Annotated in this window: 9 protein-coding genes; 3 read left to right on the top strand and 6 right to left on the bottom strand. The window is 65.4% G+C overall.

What is annotated here, in order from left to right; genetic code table 11:
- Positions 1–15: 15 nt before the first annotated feature.
- Positions 16–2283, bottom strand: a complete 2268-nt coding sequence (locus tag JAB1_RS23645) for an oligopeptide transporter, OPT family (RefSeq protein WP_052140168.1) — start codon at positions 2281–2283, stop codon at positions 16–18.
- 199 nt (positions 2284–2482) lie between these two features.
- Here JAB1_RS23645 and JAB1_RS23640 point away from each other — a divergent pair, with 199 nt between their 5' ends.
- Positions 2483–4807: a PBP1A family penicillin-binding protein gene (locus JAB1_RS23640; protein WP_070282015.1), complete on the top strand. Its 2325-nt coding sequence runs from the start codon at positions 2483–2485 to the stop codon at positions 4805–4807.
- A gap of 43 nt (positions 4808–4850) precedes the next feature.
- Here JAB1_RS23640 and JAB1_RS23635 read toward each other — a convergent pair whose 3' ends face one another.
- Positions 4851–5549 (bottom strand): helix-turn-helix domain-containing protein, encoded by a 699-nt coding sequence (locus JAB1_RS23635; RefSeq protein WP_034782958.1) that lies wholly within the window; start codon positions 5547–5549, stop codon positions 4851–4853.
- 333 nt (positions 5550–5882) lie between these two features.
- Between JAB1_RS23635 and JAB1_RS23630 the strand changes: the two genes are divergently transcribed.
- Together JAB1_RS23630 and JAB1_RS23625 are read left to right on the top strand one after the other, a co-directional pair.
- A complete protein-coding gene (locus tag JAB1_RS23630; protein ID WP_070282014.1) occupies positions 5883–6797 on the top strand; it encodes a triacylglycerol lipase in 915 nt (304 codons plus the stop codon).
- A 10-nt stretch (positions 6798–6807) separates the two neighbouring features.
- Positions 6808–7725 carry a lipase secretion chaperone gene (locus tag JAB1_RS23625; RefSeq protein ID WP_070282013.1) on the top strand — a complete coding sequence of 306 codons (918 nt, stop codon included), beginning with the start codon at positions 6808–6810 and terminating at the stop codon, positions 7723–7725.
- 3 nt (positions 7726–7728) lie between these two features.
- Here JAB1_RS23625 and JAB1_RS23620 read toward each other — a convergent pair whose 3' ends face one another.
- The 4 genes from JAB1_RS23620 to JAB1_RS23605 all read right to left on the bottom strand — a co-directional run bounded on the left by JAB1_RS23620 (position 7729) and on the right by JAB1_RS23605 (position 15208).
- Positions 7729–10458: a winged helix-turn-helix domain-containing protein gene (locus JAB1_RS23620; RefSeq protein ID WP_175445113.1), complete on the bottom strand. Its 2730-nt coding sequence runs from the start codon at positions 10456–10458 to the stop codon at positions 7729–7731.
- Between the two features lie 99 nt (positions 10459–10557).
- Positions 10558–11454, bottom strand: a complete 897-nt coding sequence (locus tag JAB1_RS23615) for an EAL domain-containing protein (protein ID WP_083299915.1) — start codon at positions 11452–11454, stop codon at positions 10558–10560.
- A 35-nt stretch (positions 11455–11489) separates the two neighbouring features.
- The gene (locus JAB1_RS30600) at positions 11490–13088 is read right to left on the bottom strand and encodes a methyl-accepting chemotaxis protein (protein ID WP_275527776.1); all 1599 of its coding nucleotides are present in this window, start codon (positions 13086–13088) and stop codon (positions 11490–11492) included.
- Positions 13089–13432: 344 nt separating this feature from the next.
- Entirely contained in the window at positions 13433–15208 is a 1776-nt protein-coding gene (locus JAB1_RS23605; protein ID WP_070282010.1) for a methyl-accepting chemotaxis protein, read from the bottom strand.
- Positions 15209–15535: the final 327 nt, after the last annotated feature.

Genomic DNA, 15535 nt, shown 5'->3' with positions numbered 1-15535 from the left:
GGGTTGGCTACAACATCAAGCCTGCGAACTGCCCGCTTTCTTCTCGCGCGCCACGATATACAGCAGCACGATGATGGCCGCATACGGCAGCAGGGACAACGCGTCCGAGTGCAGGCCCGCGTAGAACGGGTTGCCGTGCTCGGCCCAGTCGGCCATCATCTGGTCGAAGTGCGTCAGCACGCCAGCCGTGATCGCGATGATGATGCCAGCCAGCGCGCCACCGGCGATGTAGCCGGAAGCGAGCAGCACGCCCGAACTGCGGTCGCCCGCCAGCTGGCGCTCTTCCTCGTTCAGTTTCGCGTTGTGTTCCAGCTTGTTGTTGCGGCGGTCCGCCAGCCAGCGCACCAGGCCGCCGACGAAGATCGGCAAGGTGGACGACAGCGGCAGGTACACGCCGACGGAAAACGCCAGCGACGGAATGCCGGCCATTTCCAGCACCACGGCGATCATCACGCCGAACAGTACCAGGGTCCACGGCAGCTGCTGGTCGAGGATGCCCTTGATGATGTAGGACATCAGCACGGCCTTAGGCGCATCGTATTTCTTCACTTCCGAACCGTCCGGACGCTTGCTGTAATGGCCATTGATGCCAGGATCGACCAGGTAAGCCAGCTGGCCGTCTTCCTTGACGAAATACTTGCCGGCCGGGCCGCCCACGGTATCCGTCTTTTGCCAGACTTTATACGTGTTGTGGTCCGTCTCGGCTTGCGGGCCATGCAGTTCGCCCGTCACCGTCAGCTTCGACGCATCGACCGTCAGGCCAGGCGCCACTTGCGCGGCCGGCACGTAGACGGTGCTCGCTTCGTTCAGTTTCAGCAAAATCGGTCCGAGGATCAGGGCCGACGACAGCGCGCCCGCCAGAATCGCGTACTGCTGCAGGCGCGGCGTGGCGCCCACCAGGTAGCCCGTTTTCAAGTCTTGCGACGTGGTGCCCGCATTGCTGGCGGCGATGCAGACGATGGCGCCCACCGACAGGGCCGTCACATAGTAACGCCCGCCCGTCCAGCCCATGATCAGGAAGATCAGGCAGGTGAACAGCAAGGTGGCCACGGCCATGCCGGAGATCGGGTTCGACGACGAACCGATTTCGCCCGTCAGGCGCGACGACACGGTGGCGAACAGGAAGCCGAAGACGAGAATCAGCAGCGCGCCAAGGAAATTCATGTGCAGCGGCGTGGCGAAAGTGATCACGGCGATGATGGACAGGCAGCCGATGATGACCCATTTCAGGGGGATATCCTGGTCCGTGCGCAAGGTGGAATTGGTCTTGACGCCCTTGCCGATGCCCTTCAGGCCGGCCGACAGGCTGCGCCAGATCATGGGCATGGCGCGCACCAGCGAAATCAGGCCGCCGGCGGCCACGGCGCCCGCGCCGATGTACAGCACGTAGGCGCTGCGCACGTCGTCGGCGCCCATTTCGCTGATCAACTTGGTGCCTGGCGAAAGCACGGTGGTCAGGCTGTCGCCGAAGAACTTGATCATCGGGATCAGGAGCAGGTACGACAGCACGCCGCCAGCCGCCATGGTGGCGGCGATGCGCGGGCCGATGATATAGCCCACGCCCAGCAACTCAGGCGAGATCTCGGCGCCGATCGAGCCACCCTTCAGCGGCGCGGCAAATTCCACGCCCGGCGTATCCTTCCAGCCCTTGAACGAGATATTGAAGACTTTATACAGCAAGCCGACGGCAAAACCGCCGAAGATGATCTTGGCGCGGCGCTTGGCGTCCAGCGCGGCAGCCGAATCCTTCTCGATGCTTTCGCCGGCGGCGATGCGCGATTCTTCCGTGGCGGCCGCCTTCAGCACCTCGGCGCACGCCGTGCCTTCGGGGAATTTGAGTTCCTTGTGCTGGTCGACGATCATGGTGCGGCGCATGGGGATCATCATCAGGATGCCCAGCAGGCCGCCGAGGATACCGACCAGCATGACGCGCGAGATTTCCAGGTCGAAGCCGAGGATCAGGATGGCGGGCATGGTCACGCCCAGGCCGAAGGCCAGCGATTCGCCGGCCGAACCGGCCGTTTGCGTGATGCTGTTTTCCAGGATCGACGAATCCTTGCCGCCCACCTTCTTGGCCAGGCCGAACAGGGTGATGGCGATCACGGCGACGGGAATCGAGGCGCTGACGGTCAGGCCCACTTTCAGCACCAGGTACAGCGAGGAGGCGCCGAAGACCATCCCCAGGATGACGCCCATGAACAGCGCTCGGAAGGTCATCTCGGGCAGCTTCGCATCGGCCGGGATGTAGGGCTTCACGACGCTCGGTGTTGCATCTTTTGCCATGGATATTTCCTTAATTTTTAAAAATAAACAGCCCGGATCGACGTCCGGGCTATTTTCTTGAAGCCGAGACTATCGCACAGCCGCGTTTCGATGAAAAGGTTTTTTGCGGCCGGCCCCGCCGCCACGCCCGCACAGGAAGCGCTGGCGCATTGGTCTATAATCGCTGCCACCGTGCCTTGCACGCTCACGTGAGACTGCCTTGACTGCCAAACGAACCGGATTCCCCTGGCCTTCCCGCCGCGCCGCCGTGCGCGGCTTCATCATCGCCGGCTGCGCCGCGCTGGCCGCAGCCGTGCTGCTGGCCGCCTGGCTGTTCCTGTACGTGCGCCCCCGCCTGCCCGAACTGGACGTCATCACGGACTACCAGCCGAAGATACCGCTGCGCGTGTACACGGCCGACAATGTGCTGATCGGCGAATTCGGCGAGGAACACCGCGACTTCGTGCCGATCGCGCAAGTGCCGGAAATGATGAAAAAGGCCCTGCTGGCCATCGAGGATGGCCGCTTCTACGAACACCACGGCATCGACTTCGTGCGCGCCGGCGGCGCCGTGCTGTCGAACCTGCGCCACGGCTTCGGCCACGGCGGCGGCTCCACCATCACCATGCAGGTGGCGCGCAACTTCTTCCTGACGCGTGAAAAAGTCGCCTCGCGCAAGCTCAATGAAATCATGCTGGCCCTGAAAATCGAGGCTGCCCTGTCGAAAGACCAGATTCTCGAGCTGTACATGAACCAGATGTACCTGGGCCAGCGCTCGTTTGGCTTCGGCAGCGCGGCGCAGACGTATTTCGGCAAGCCCCTGTCGGAACTGACGATCGCGGAAATGGCCATGCTGGCCGGCTTGCCGCAAAACCCCTCGCGCCACAACCCGATCAGCAATCCGAAAAAGGCGCACGCACGCCAGCAGCTGGTATTGAAACGCATGCGCGAACTCGATTACATCAGCGAAGGCCAGTACCGGCAGGCGCTGGCCCAGCCGCTGCATATCAATACCCGCGGCAAGCAGGGTTTCGACACGCACGCCGAATACGTGGCCGAACTGGCGCGCCAGGCCGTGTATGCCCAATACAAGGAAGACAGCTACACCAAGGGCATCAGCGTCTACACGACGATATTGAAAGCCGACCAGGACGCGGCCTACGCCTCGACGCGCCGCAACGTCATCGCCTACGACCAGCGCCACGGCTACCGCGGCCCGGAAACCTTCATCGACATGCCGGCCGACCCCGAGCAGCGCGACGACGCCATCGATGCGGCACTGCAAAAACGCCCGGACAGCGACGGCCTGATCGCCGCCGTCGTCACGGAAGTGGTGAGCGGCAAAGTGATCGCCGACACGGGCGATGGCGACGCCAAGGCCATCACGGGCGACGGCTTGCGCTTTGCCGCCCCGGCGCTATCGGCCAAGGCGAGCGCCGGCATCAAGCTGCGCCCGGGCGCCGTGATCCGCATCACCCAGGACGCCAAGGGCAACTGGGCCATCACGCAAGTGCCGCTGGTGGCCGCCGCCTTCGTCTCGCTGGACGCGGAGACGGGCGCCTACCACGCCATGGTGGGCGGTTTCGACTACAACCTGCAAAAGTTCAACCACGTGACGCAGGCGTGGCGCCAGCCCGGTTCGGCCATGAAACCGTTCGTGTATTCGGCGGCGCTGGAAAAAGGCTTTTCGCCGGCCACCCTGATCAACGACGCGCCGCTGGAAATGCAGGCGGGCGGCAAGGTCTGGGCGCCGCAGAATGACGACTTCAAGTTCGACGGCCCCATCACCATGCGCTACGCGCTGGCGCAGTCGAAGAACGTGGCCTCGGTACGCATCCTGCGCGCGCTGGGCGTGTCGTACACGCACGACTTCATGGAAAAATTCGGCTTCGACCCGGCCCGCCAGCCAAGCAATCTGACCATGGCGCTTGGCACGGGTTCCGTCACGCCCGTGCAGATGGCGGGCGCCTACGCCCTGTTCGCCAATGGCGGCCACCAGGTGGAACCGTATTTGATCGACCGCATCGTCGACGCCAAGGGCACGGTGCTGATGCAGACCAAGCCGCCCGCTCCGAACGACGACAAGACCTTGGCGCTGGACCCGCGCAACGCCTTCGTGATGGACAGCATGCTGCGCGAAGTGGCGCGCACCGGCACGGGCGCGGCGGCGACGAAAAAACTGGGACGCAGCGACATCGCCGGCAAGACGGGCACCACCAGCGACGCCGTCGATGGCTGGTTCGCCGGCTATGGCGGCGGTATCGTGGCCGTGGCGTGGATGGGCTATGACGAGCCCAAGTCCCTGGGCGGACGCGAATTCGGCTCGACCCTGGCCATGCCGATCTGGATCGACTACATGCGCACGGCCCTGTCGACGCGCCCGCAAATCACGCGCGCCGTGCCGGCGGGCCTGAGCCAGGTCGATGGCGAATGGCTGTACGACGAATTCATCGACATGAACGGCGTGAAAACGCTGGATATGGATGTGGAGACGCCGACCGACCCGGCCGCCCTGCCGGAAACGGTGCCGGTGGAAACGAACTAGTGAAAAAGCCAGGAGATATCCTGGCTTTTTTTCGATGGCGTCCTTACGGCGCCTTGACCATGCTCAAATACCCGCGCACCGTACTGACGACGCTATCGGCGAAATCGTCGACATTGACCTTCGCCGCGCGGTATTTCCAGCGTTTCACGTACCAGTCCTGGAACAGTGCCAGGCAGTGCGCGGCCAGCAAGGTGGGATCGCCCTGCGGCTTCGGTTCGATTTCCCCGATGGTGGCGGCGATCAGGGTCTGCACATACAGTTCCGAATTCTTCGCCATGCTGCGCTGCTCCACCTGCAGCACGCGCGAATCCATGAAGACAAAATAAAACCACGGCTGCAGCACTTCGGACAGGTAGATCGACGAGCGTATCATCGCCTCCAGGCGGTCCAGCGGCGACTTCACGTCGGCGAACAGCAAGGGCAAGGCTTGCGTGGCGTGGCGCACCACGTCCTCGATCATTTCAGCCAGTTGGTCCTTGCTGGTGATGTAGCCATACAGGCCGCCCATCGACAGCCCCGTCTCGCGGCACAGGTCACGCAAGCTCATGGCGCGGAAGCCCACGTCATTGGCCAGGCGGAAGGTGGCGACGAAGATGCGTTCAAGATTTTCCAGCGCCGGCTTGCGGCGCTTGACGCCGATACGTTCCGCGTGGCGGTCAAGAATATATTCCCAGATGTTTTCGCCATTCAAAGGCGTCATCTGCTGAAACTGTTCAAAATTAAAATGGGTCGACAAGTGCATTCCCAAGTAACGGTGTAGGAGCGATATCCATGCCATGCCTGGACGCGGCATGGCAAGACGGCGGGACGGCTGATGCCGGGCCGATTATAGCTCAGGAAAACAACTATTTGACTTTTCAACTATGCAATGGGCACATAAGCAACGTCAACTTCCCACAGTTATTGCGCTGCATCATGCAATTCAAATGCAATTTAAATCCAACAGTGCTACATTCAAAAAACCGAGCGCTCGCTATTTTTAATACATCGAGAATGTACAGGAGCGCGCGGTTCATCGCTACAGCATCGACATTTCCACTCATTTCCACTATTAATAATACATAACGGAGACAAAATGAAGACTCGCTTTTGGCAACTGCTATCCACCCTTCTGCTTTCCCTCGCCATCCTGCCCGGCAGCGCCAGCGCCGCCGGCTACACGCAGACGAAGTACCCGATCGTGCTGGTGCACGGCCTGTTCGGCTTCGACAAGCTCGGTCCCGTCGAATATTTTTACGGCGTCCCCGCCGCCCTGCGCAGCGGCGGCGCGCAAGTGTATGTAACCACCGTGTCGGCCGCCAACAGCACGGAAGTGCGCGGCGAACAGCTGCTGTCGCAGGTGCGGCAAATCCTCGCCGCCACCGGCGCGGCCAAGGTCAATTTGATCGGGCATAGCCACGGCGGCCCCACGGCCCGCTATGTCGCCTCCGTGCGCCCCGACCTGGTGGCGTCCGTCACCAGCGTGGCCGGCGTCAACAAGGGCTCCAAGGTGGCCGATATCCTCAGCGGCGCCATTCCCAACACCAGCGGCGCGCTGGGCAACGCGCTCGCCTCCCTGATCGGCATTTTGTCGGGCAACAAGGGTTTGCCGCAAAACGCGGGCGCCTCGCTGGCGTCGCTGTCGACGGCCGGCTCGCTGGCTTTCAACAGCCGCCACCCGCAAGGCGTGCCCACCTCCGCCTGCGGCGAAGGCGCCTACCAGGTACAAGGCGTGCACTACTTTTCGTGGAGCGGCGCGCAACCGTACACGAATGTGCTCGACGTGGGCGACCCGCTGCTGGCCGCCATCAGCCTGGCCTTCGGCGGCGTCAAGAACGATGGCCTGGTCAGCAGCTGCTCCAGCCACCTGGGCAAGGTGATCCGCGACGACTACGCCATGAACCATCTCGATGAAGTCAACCAGTTCGTCGGCATCGTCAACCTGTTCGAGACGAACCCCGTCACGGTCTTCCGCCAGCAAGCCAACCGCCTGCAAGGCCTGGGACTGTAAGGAGCCTACGATGCGCACGAACGCGAAATGGATCATCGGCGGCAGCCTGGCGGCCCTGGCCCTGTATCTGGTGCTGCGCCCCGGGGAGCCGCCCGCCCCGCCGCCGGAAAAGGAGGAACCGGACCTGTTCGCGTTCGTGCGCTCGATGGAAGGCACGCGGCCCGACGGCAACGTCACGGTGGCCGCCGGCGACAAGCTGGTGGTCGATGCGGAACTGGGCCACCTGTTCGACTACTACCTGGCGGGCCTCGGCGAAAAGCCGCTGGCCGCCATCCGCAGCCAGATCGAGGCGGAACTGGACCGCCGCCTGGCGCCCGCCCCCGCCCGCGAAGCCAGGCGCCTGCTGGGCGCGTACCTGGCCTACAAGCAGGCGCTGGCCGGCGCGGAACAGGCCTTGCCGGCGCAAGCCGATGCGGCCCTGGCGGCGCGCGCGCGCCTGCAAGCCATGCGCGCCTTGCGCGGCAACTATTTTACAGCCGAGGAAAGCGCGGGCCTGTTCGGCGCCAGCGACGCGTATGACGACGACGCCGTGGCGCGCATGGCCATACTCGGCGACGCCTCGCTCGACGAAGCGCAGCGCCAGGCGCAACTGGCCGCGCTGGACCAGAAAATGTCGCCAGCCCAGCGCGCCGCGCGCGACGCGCCGCTGCAGGTGGCGCAGCTGGACGCCTCCGTCAAGACCTTGCGGGCACAGGGCGGCGGCGAGAATGAAGTCTACCGCCTGCGCGCCAGCACGTTCACGCCGGCAGCGGCGGCGCGCCTGGCGGAACTGGACCGCGAGGAATCGCAGTGGCAGCAGCGCATCATCGCCTACCAGGCGCAAAAAAACAGCCTGCCCGGCGGCGCGCAGGATGCGGCAGCCCTGCAGCGGCTACGCGACGCCAGTTTCTCGCCGGAGGAACAGCGCCGGCTGGGCGCCTACGAATAGCCATCAGGCCAGCTGCGCCAGCAAGGCTGCCGCCGCCATCACGTCCGTCGTGTCGCGCCCCTGCCGGTAGCCCGCATGGACAGGAGCCAGCACGGCATGCGCGGCGGCGCCGCGGCCTTGCGCCTGCAGCACGGCCGCCAGGCTGGTGGCGCAGCGCAGTTCCCAGCCCGGCGCCTGCTGGCCCCTGGCCAGCAGCAGCGCTTCTTCCAGCTGCGCCCGCACCGCTTCCAGGCCGGCCGCATCGTCTTGCGCCAGCGCCCGCCAGCGGTGGTGCGCGTCGCGGCGCAGTACCTCCGGTGCGCTCCACGGCGCCAGGCCCATGCGCGCGCGCCGCAGCGCCTGGCTATCGGCGGCCGCGTCGTGCAGAGTGGCCATCAAATCGACCTGTATCGGCCAGCTGCGCACCGACGGCCAGGGGAATGGCGCCATCGCCTCGCCCCCGTCGAGCAGGCGCTGGTAGGCGGCGCCCCAGGCGCTCCAGTACAGCAAGCCATAGCGGGCCGCATGTTCGCACAGCAGGCAAATCCACGCATGCGCCAGTTCCCGCTGCCCGCACCACAGGGCGACGGGAATGGCATTGATGGCCAGCGCCACGCACAGCGTGACGCCATTGTGCTCGAAGCCCACCGCCACCGCCTCGCGCGCCAGGATCAGGGCATCGTCGGGGCGGCCCTGCATCCACAGGCAGCGCGCCAGCGTGCCGCGCAGGCACACCTGGTGATCGGCCAGCAAGGCATTGTTGAAACCGAGCTGCGCCGCGCCCTCGGGATGCGCCAGCACCATGCGCGCCAGCGCAGCCGACTGCGCGTAGCGTCCCTGCACATATTCGCCCACGGAGCGCATGCGCGCCAGCACCAGGCGCATCGCCGTGTCGTCGCGCGTTGCGCACAGGACGGCCAGTTCGGTGACGTAGTTGTCGGCGCGCTGGAAATCGGCCAGCTTCAGGCTGCAGATCCACATGCCGCAAATGGCTTCGGCGCGGCGGCTGCCATCGTCCGTGCGCATGGCCAGCGCATAGCCGCGCTGGAACGAACGCAGCATGGTGCCGGTGATGCCCTGCGTATGCAGCAGCAGGTGCGCCTGCGAGGCATGCAGCTGCATCTCGCTGTCGGGATCGTCCACCGCATGCGCGGCCATGCGCTCGAGCGCCCGCTCGACGCGTACGCGGTATTCATCCATCAGCGACAGCTGGTAGAACAGGGTTTGCGCGGCCAAGGTCAGCGCCACGCCCAGCGCCACGTCGCCCTCCTCGCCGAAAGCCCAGTCGATGGCGGCGCGCAAGTCATCGACATGGCGGCCATAGCACGCGCTCCAGCGGGCCGGCGGCATGCTTGCCCAGTCGGCGGCGATGCGCCCGGCCAGTCCCAGGCAATGGCGCGCATGGCGCAGCAGCACGGCACCCTCGCCCCCGCCCGCCGACAGCTGCGCGCCAGCATAGGCGCGCGTGGTGTCGAGCAGCCGGTAATACACATGCTGGCAGCAAAACTCGATGCTGACGAGGGACTTGGCGGCCAGGTCGGCCAGCGTGTCGAACACGTCGCATCCCGCCACGGCGCTGGCCGACTCCAGCCGGAAGCGGCTCCTGAACACGCTCAGCGCCTGCAGCACCTGGCGCTCTTGCGCGTCGAGCAGGCCGTAGCTCCAGTCCAGGGTGGCGCGCAAGGTCTGGTGGCGCAAGGGCATGTTGCGCGCGCCGCGCGTGAGCAGGCGAAAGCGGTCGTCGAGCTGGCGGCGCAATTCGTGCAAGCCGAAATGGCCGATGCGCCCGGCCGCCAGCTCCAGCGCCAGCGGAATGCCATCGAGGCGCCGGCAGATATCCACCACCACGGGCACGTCGGCGTCGGCCAGCACGAAAGTATCGTCGACGGCCGCGCAGCGTTCGCAAAACAGCTGCACCGCGGCGAAGTGCCGGGCCGCCGCCGCATCGGGCACGGCATCGGCCGGCGGCAATTCCAGCGCGGGCAGGCGCTGCAGCTGTTCGCTGGTGAGGCGCAGCGGCTCGCGGCTGGTGGCCAGTACGTGCAGCAGCGGCGCGCCCTTGAGCAAGGCGTCGGCCAGGGTGGCGGCCGCGCCGATCACGTGTTCGCAGTTGTCGAGCACGAGCAGCATGTGGCGCGGGCGCAGGTAGGCCAGCAGGACCGGCATGGCGTCGCCCGCCGGCACCGCCACCCCGAGCGCCGTGGCCAGCGCCAGCGGCACCAGGCGGCCGTCGTCCAGCGGCGACAGGTCGACGAAACATACGCCGTCGGCATAGCGGCGCAGCACGCGCGTGGCCAGGACGACTGCCAGGGTGGTCTTGCCGATGCCGCCCGGACCGGCAATGCACAGCAGGCGCAATTGCAGCAGCTGGTTGGCCATCGTTTGCAGCACCTCGGCGCGGCCCAGCATGCGCGTCAGCATGACGGGCAGGTTATGCCGCGGTTCGGCGCCCGCCGCACCGGACGCCGGCCCGCCCGTGTGGGCCAGCGGCGCCAGGAAGCCATAGCCGCGCCCGGGGATGGTGGTGATGTAGCGCTGGCCATCGCGGCCATCGCCAAGCGCCTTGCGCAGCGCCGCCAGGTGCACGCGCAAGGTCGCGTCGTCGACCACGGCATTGGGCCAGACGATGGCCACCAGTTCATGCTTGTCGACGATGTCGCCGGCGCGCTCCAGCAGGGCCAGCAGCAAGTCCATGGCCCTGCTGCCCAGGCGCAGCGCGCGATCGCCCTCGAACAGCAGGCGTTCTAGCGGCAAAAGGCGAAACGGGCCAAAGACATAGGCCGGGACAGGACTGTTTATCATTCTTGCGTGGAGGAGAAGGTGTTAAAGCACGCGGCTTGCAGTGGCCATATTCTACTGAGCATCCGCGCCATGCCGCATGGCGCCATGTTTCGGCACTGTTACAAGGCCGGCCGGCGCGCCAGCGGACAGCAGCGCGGCCACCTCGGCCGCAGGCGCCGGGCGGTGCAGATAAAAACCCTGCACTTGCGGGCAGCCCAGCCGCCGCAACTGCGCCAGCTGTTCCCCGTTTTCCACGCCCTCGGCCAGCGCCTGCAAGCCCAGGCCATGCGCCAGCGCAATGGTCGAGGCGACGATGACGGCGTCACTGGCTGCGCTGCCATCCAGGTCGAGGATAAAGGAGCGGTCGATCTTGATGGTGTGAATCGGCAGCATCCTGACATGGCTCAAGCCCGAATGGCCGGTGCCGTAATCGTCAAGCGAAATGCTCAGGCCCAGCGCGCGCAGCTGGCGCAATCCCTGCGCCGCCTGCGCCATGTCGTCGATGCAGCAGCTTTCCGTCACTTCCAGCTCCAGCAGGCCGGGAGGAATGGCGTGGCGCTGCAGGCAACCCAGCACGAAGTCAGGCAAGTGCGGCTGGCACAGCTGGCGCGCCGAGACATTCACCGCGACCGGCACCAAAGGCAGGCCAGCCGCGCGCCACTGCACCAGCTGGCGGCAAGCCGCATCGATGCCCCAGTTGCCCAGCGCGGCGATGGCCTGCGTCTGTTCGGCCAGGCCGATGAATTCGTTCGGGTAGATCAGGCCATGGCGCGGATGCTCCCAGCGCAGCAGTGCTTCCAGGCCGACCAGGCGCAGTTGCGCCGTATCGAACTTGCCCTGGTAGTGAAAGCGGAACTCGCCATCGACGATGGCCCTGTCCAGGCGCGCCTGCAGCTCCCGGCTGCGCGCCGACGCCACCGGTTTGCCTGCCGGCCCAACCCGCGTCTGGCGCCGCGCCCGCCACAGCATGACGCAGCCGAGCCAGAACCTTGCCAGGCGCGCCACTAGGCCAGCAGGCGCGGCGCGGCCGGCACACTGCGGCGCGGCAAGGTGTGCGCCGGCCCCTGCTGCAGGCGAAACACGCTGACCACCTGCAGCAGCTTCGCCGCCTCGCCTTCCAGCGATTGCGACGCGGCCGCCGCCTCTTCCACCAGGGCCGCATTCTGCTGCGTCACTTCATCCATCTGCAGCACCGCCTGGCTGACCTGGCCGATGCCCGCGCTTTGCTCCGCGCTGGCAGCCGTGATGTCGGCCACCATCTGGCTGACACGGCCCACGGCCGCCACCACTTCCTGCATCGTGGCGCCAGCCTGCGCCACGAGGGCCGCGCCCGCGTCCACCTGCTGCGTGGAATTGGCGATCAGGGCGCGGATATCGCGCGCCGCCGCCGCGCTGCGCTGCGCCAGGTTGCGCACTTCCGTCGCCACGACGGCAAAGCCGCGCCCCTGCTCGCCCGCGCGCGCCGCTTCCACGGCCGCGTTCAGGGCCAGGATATTCGTCTGGAAGGCCAGCATGTCGATCACGCCGATGATCTCGGCGATCTGCGCCGAAGAAGCGCTGATGGCGTCCATGGTATGGATCACCTGCCCCACGGCTTGCCCGCCAGCGCCGGCGATATTCGCCGCCTCGACGGCCAGCACGCTGGCGTGGCGGGCATTGTCCGCGTTCTGCTGCACGGTGGAGCTGAGTTCCTCCATGGCCGACGCCGTCTGTTCGAGCGAGCTGGCCTGCTCCTCGGTGCGCGACGACAGGTCGATATTGCCGGCCGCGATCTGCGACGACGCCGTGGCGATGGTGTCGGTGCCGCTGCGCACCTGCTGCACGATGTCGAGCAGGTTGCCGTTCATGATGCACAGCGCGTCGAGCAGCTTGCCCGTTTCATCGCCGCCGTGGCGGCCGAAGGTCGATGTCAGGTCGCCGGCGGCCACGGTCTGCGCCACGGTCAGGGCATGGCGCAGCGGATTGACGATGCTGCGCGTGACCAGCCAGGCCGTGACGAGCGAAAAGAGCACGGCCAGCGCGCTCAGTGCCAGCATCATGTTGAGCGCCGTGGCGTATTCGTGGCGCACCTGGCCGCCCGCCTCCTCCATCAGGTCATGCTGGTGCGCGATGAGGCTTTCCAGCGCCGCCATGTAGCGCAGCTGGTCGCCGCGCACGGTGCCGAGCAGCAAACTGGTCGCTTCGTCGCGCGCCCCTTCTTCCAGCAGGGCCAGTACCTTGTCGCGCCCGCCATTGAACGTGGCGCGCGCCTGCATCACGGCCGCCATCTGCTGGCGGCCCTGCGGCGACAGCACCACTTTTTCCAGCTGCGCCAGGCCCTTTTCCGTTTCGCCGCCCGCCTTGGCGATGGTGGCGCGTTCCTGCGCCAGCTGCTGCGGCTCCGTCATCAGCAGCAGGTTGCGCGAGGAGCGCGCGATGATGTTGACATTCTTGATGATGTCGTTGGCCAGCACGGTTTTCGGATATTTGTCATCGATCACGTCGCGCATGCGCAGTTCCAGACTGGACAGGCGCAGCATGCCCAGCACGGCGGTCGCCAGCAGCAGCAAGGTCAACAACGCAAAGGAGCAGCGCAGGCGCGTGCCGATTTTCATATTTGCCATCTTTATTCGCATCCTTCAGTGTGGTGCATCGGTCATCGCGCCGGGCTCGCATGCAAGGCTGACGGCAATGGCTGCCGCCTGCCACGAATGGCTGGACGCAGCAGGCGGAGGGGTCAGCCGGGATGTGGCCGAGGCGGGAACAAGGGTGGTACGGCAGGCAGTGTGAGTTATCTCACAAGCAATGTCGCGTTAAGTTTTGAAAAGATTTGCTTAGATGGCAAAACAGCTATTCTTATAACGCTGTTTTTTTAGTAAGTAGTAACCGCAGTGCGAACCTGTGCGCGCATGTGGAAACGGCCGCGCAAGGCGGCCGTCCGGAAGCGCATGCTGGCGCCGTCAATCCGTCAGAACACTTCCCACTCGTCGTCGCGCGGCGCGCTCTGGCGCTGGGATGGCACGGCGTGCAAGGCCGGGCGGCCTGCGGTGGGGCGTGATGCGGGACGCGATGCAGGACGCTTCGGCGCGGCGCTGGCTACCATAGCGCGCGGCGCGGCCGGCCTTGCGCTCGCGCTTGCGCGCGCGGCAGGCGCCTGGGCGCCATCGATCTTGAAGACGCTGACCACGTCGGCCAGCTGGCCCGATTGCTCCTGCAGCGATTCGGCCGCGGCGGCCGCCTCTTCCACCAGGGCCGCGTTCTGCTGCGTCACCTGGTCCATCTGGCCGATGGCCTGGTTGATCTGGTCGATGCCCGAGCTTTGCTCCTGCGTGGCCAGGCTGATTTCCGCCATGATGTCCGTCACGCGCTGCACGCTGGAGACGATTTCGGCCATCGTGCTGCCCGCCTCGGCCACCAGCTTGCTGCCCGCGTCGACCGCCACCACGGAGTCGCCGATCAGGGTCTTGATCTCTTTCGCCGCGCCAGCGGATCTTTGGGCAAGATTACGCACTTCCGTCGCCACGACGGCGAAACCGCGTCCCTGCTCGCCCGCGCGCGCCGCTTCCACGGCGGCATTCAAGGCCAGGATATTCGTCTGGAAGGCGATGCCGTCGATGACGGAAATGATGTCGACGATCTTGCGCGACGAGTCGTTGATGGCGTCCATGGTCTGCACCACCTTGCCTACCACTTCACCGCCTTTCACGGCCACGCCCGAGGCGCTCAGCGCCAGCTGGTTGGCCTGCTGGGCATTGTCGGCATTCTGCCGCACGGTGGACGTCAGCTCTTCCATCGACGACGCCGTCTCTTCCAGCGAACTGGCTTGCTCTTCCGTGCGCGAGGACAGGTCCAGGTTGCCGCTGGCAATTTCCGACGAGGCCGTGGCGATGGTCTCCGTGCCGCTGCGCACCTGGCCGACAATGCTGACCAGGCTGGAATTCATGTCCTTGAGCGCCTGCAGCAGCTGGCCCGTTTCTTCCGTCGTCTTCACCTCGATGTGGCTGGTCAGGTCGCCCGAGGCCACCGTCTGCGCCACTTTCACGGCCGAGTTGATCGGCTGCGTGATGGCGCGCGTGATGTAGGCGGCGCAACCGATGCCCAGCGCGGAGGCCAGCAAGCCGAGGATGACCATCAGGCTTTCCGAGCGGATGACGGCCGCGCTGCCGTCCTTGACGCTGGCGTCGGCCACGCCGTTATTGAGCTTGATGATGTCGTTGAGCGTGCCTTCGGCCTTGCCGAACAGCGCACGCGAATCCTGGTACTGCTTGTAGAACGCCACGAACAACTCTTTCTGCCGCGGCTCGTCGCGGTTGTCGGCCAGTTGGCGCAAGATGGCGCGCACCTTGTCGTCGTCCGCCTTCCAGGCCGTCCACTCGTTCTGGAAACGCTGCCACAGCACGGCCTCCTCGGGCGTTTGCGGCAGCGGTTCGTACAGCTTGCGGCCCGCCTCGATATTGTTCCAGGCGCGCGTGCGCAGCTGCAGCGCTTCCGCGAACTTGTCCTGTGCCTGGTAATTGTTTTCATAGATGGCGGCCGTCAGGGTGGCGGCGGCAACGGCCGTCTGGCCTTCGCTGATCATCATCAAGCCCTGGATCGACGGCAGGCGCACCACGCCGATTTCATTGACGGCGCGGCCCACGGTGGCGATGCCCGTGTAGCCGCTGATGCCCACCACCAGCAAGGCCACCATCATCACGGCGACAAGCGTCGCCAACTTCCATTTGATCAGTAAATTCTTAAACATGGCGAGGTCCTTTATAAAGTCACGAAGACTGCTGGCGAAGTCGGGGCTGGCATGTTCGAGTAAAACAGCTGACACTTGTATAAAGGCGGCGGGGATGGGGCGTACGCTTCGTTACAATTGGCGAGATTTTATAAGTGGAAGCATAGTGGAAAACGGACGCGCTGACAGCTACATACTTGATACAAATCAATATTTCTTTCCTTACTGTGGTGCGCCTTGCACAGTGGCATCGAAAAGCCGTCCCATGCCCTGCTTTGGTGCAAAAAATCCCCGCGTGTCGCTATTGGCTACGCAGTTGATAGTCGTATAAGATGAGCAACAAGCAAA

Origin of the sequence: Janthinobacterium sp. MP5059B, assembly GCF_001758645.1 — a bacterium.
Classification (GTDB): domain Bacteria; phylum Pseudomonadota; class Gammaproteobacteria; order Burkholderiales; family Burkholderiaceae_D; genus Janthinobacterium; species Janthinobacterium lividum.
The sequence above is the reverse complement of the archived record's forward strand: the minus strand, read 5'-3'. Positions and strand labels throughout refer to the sequence as shown.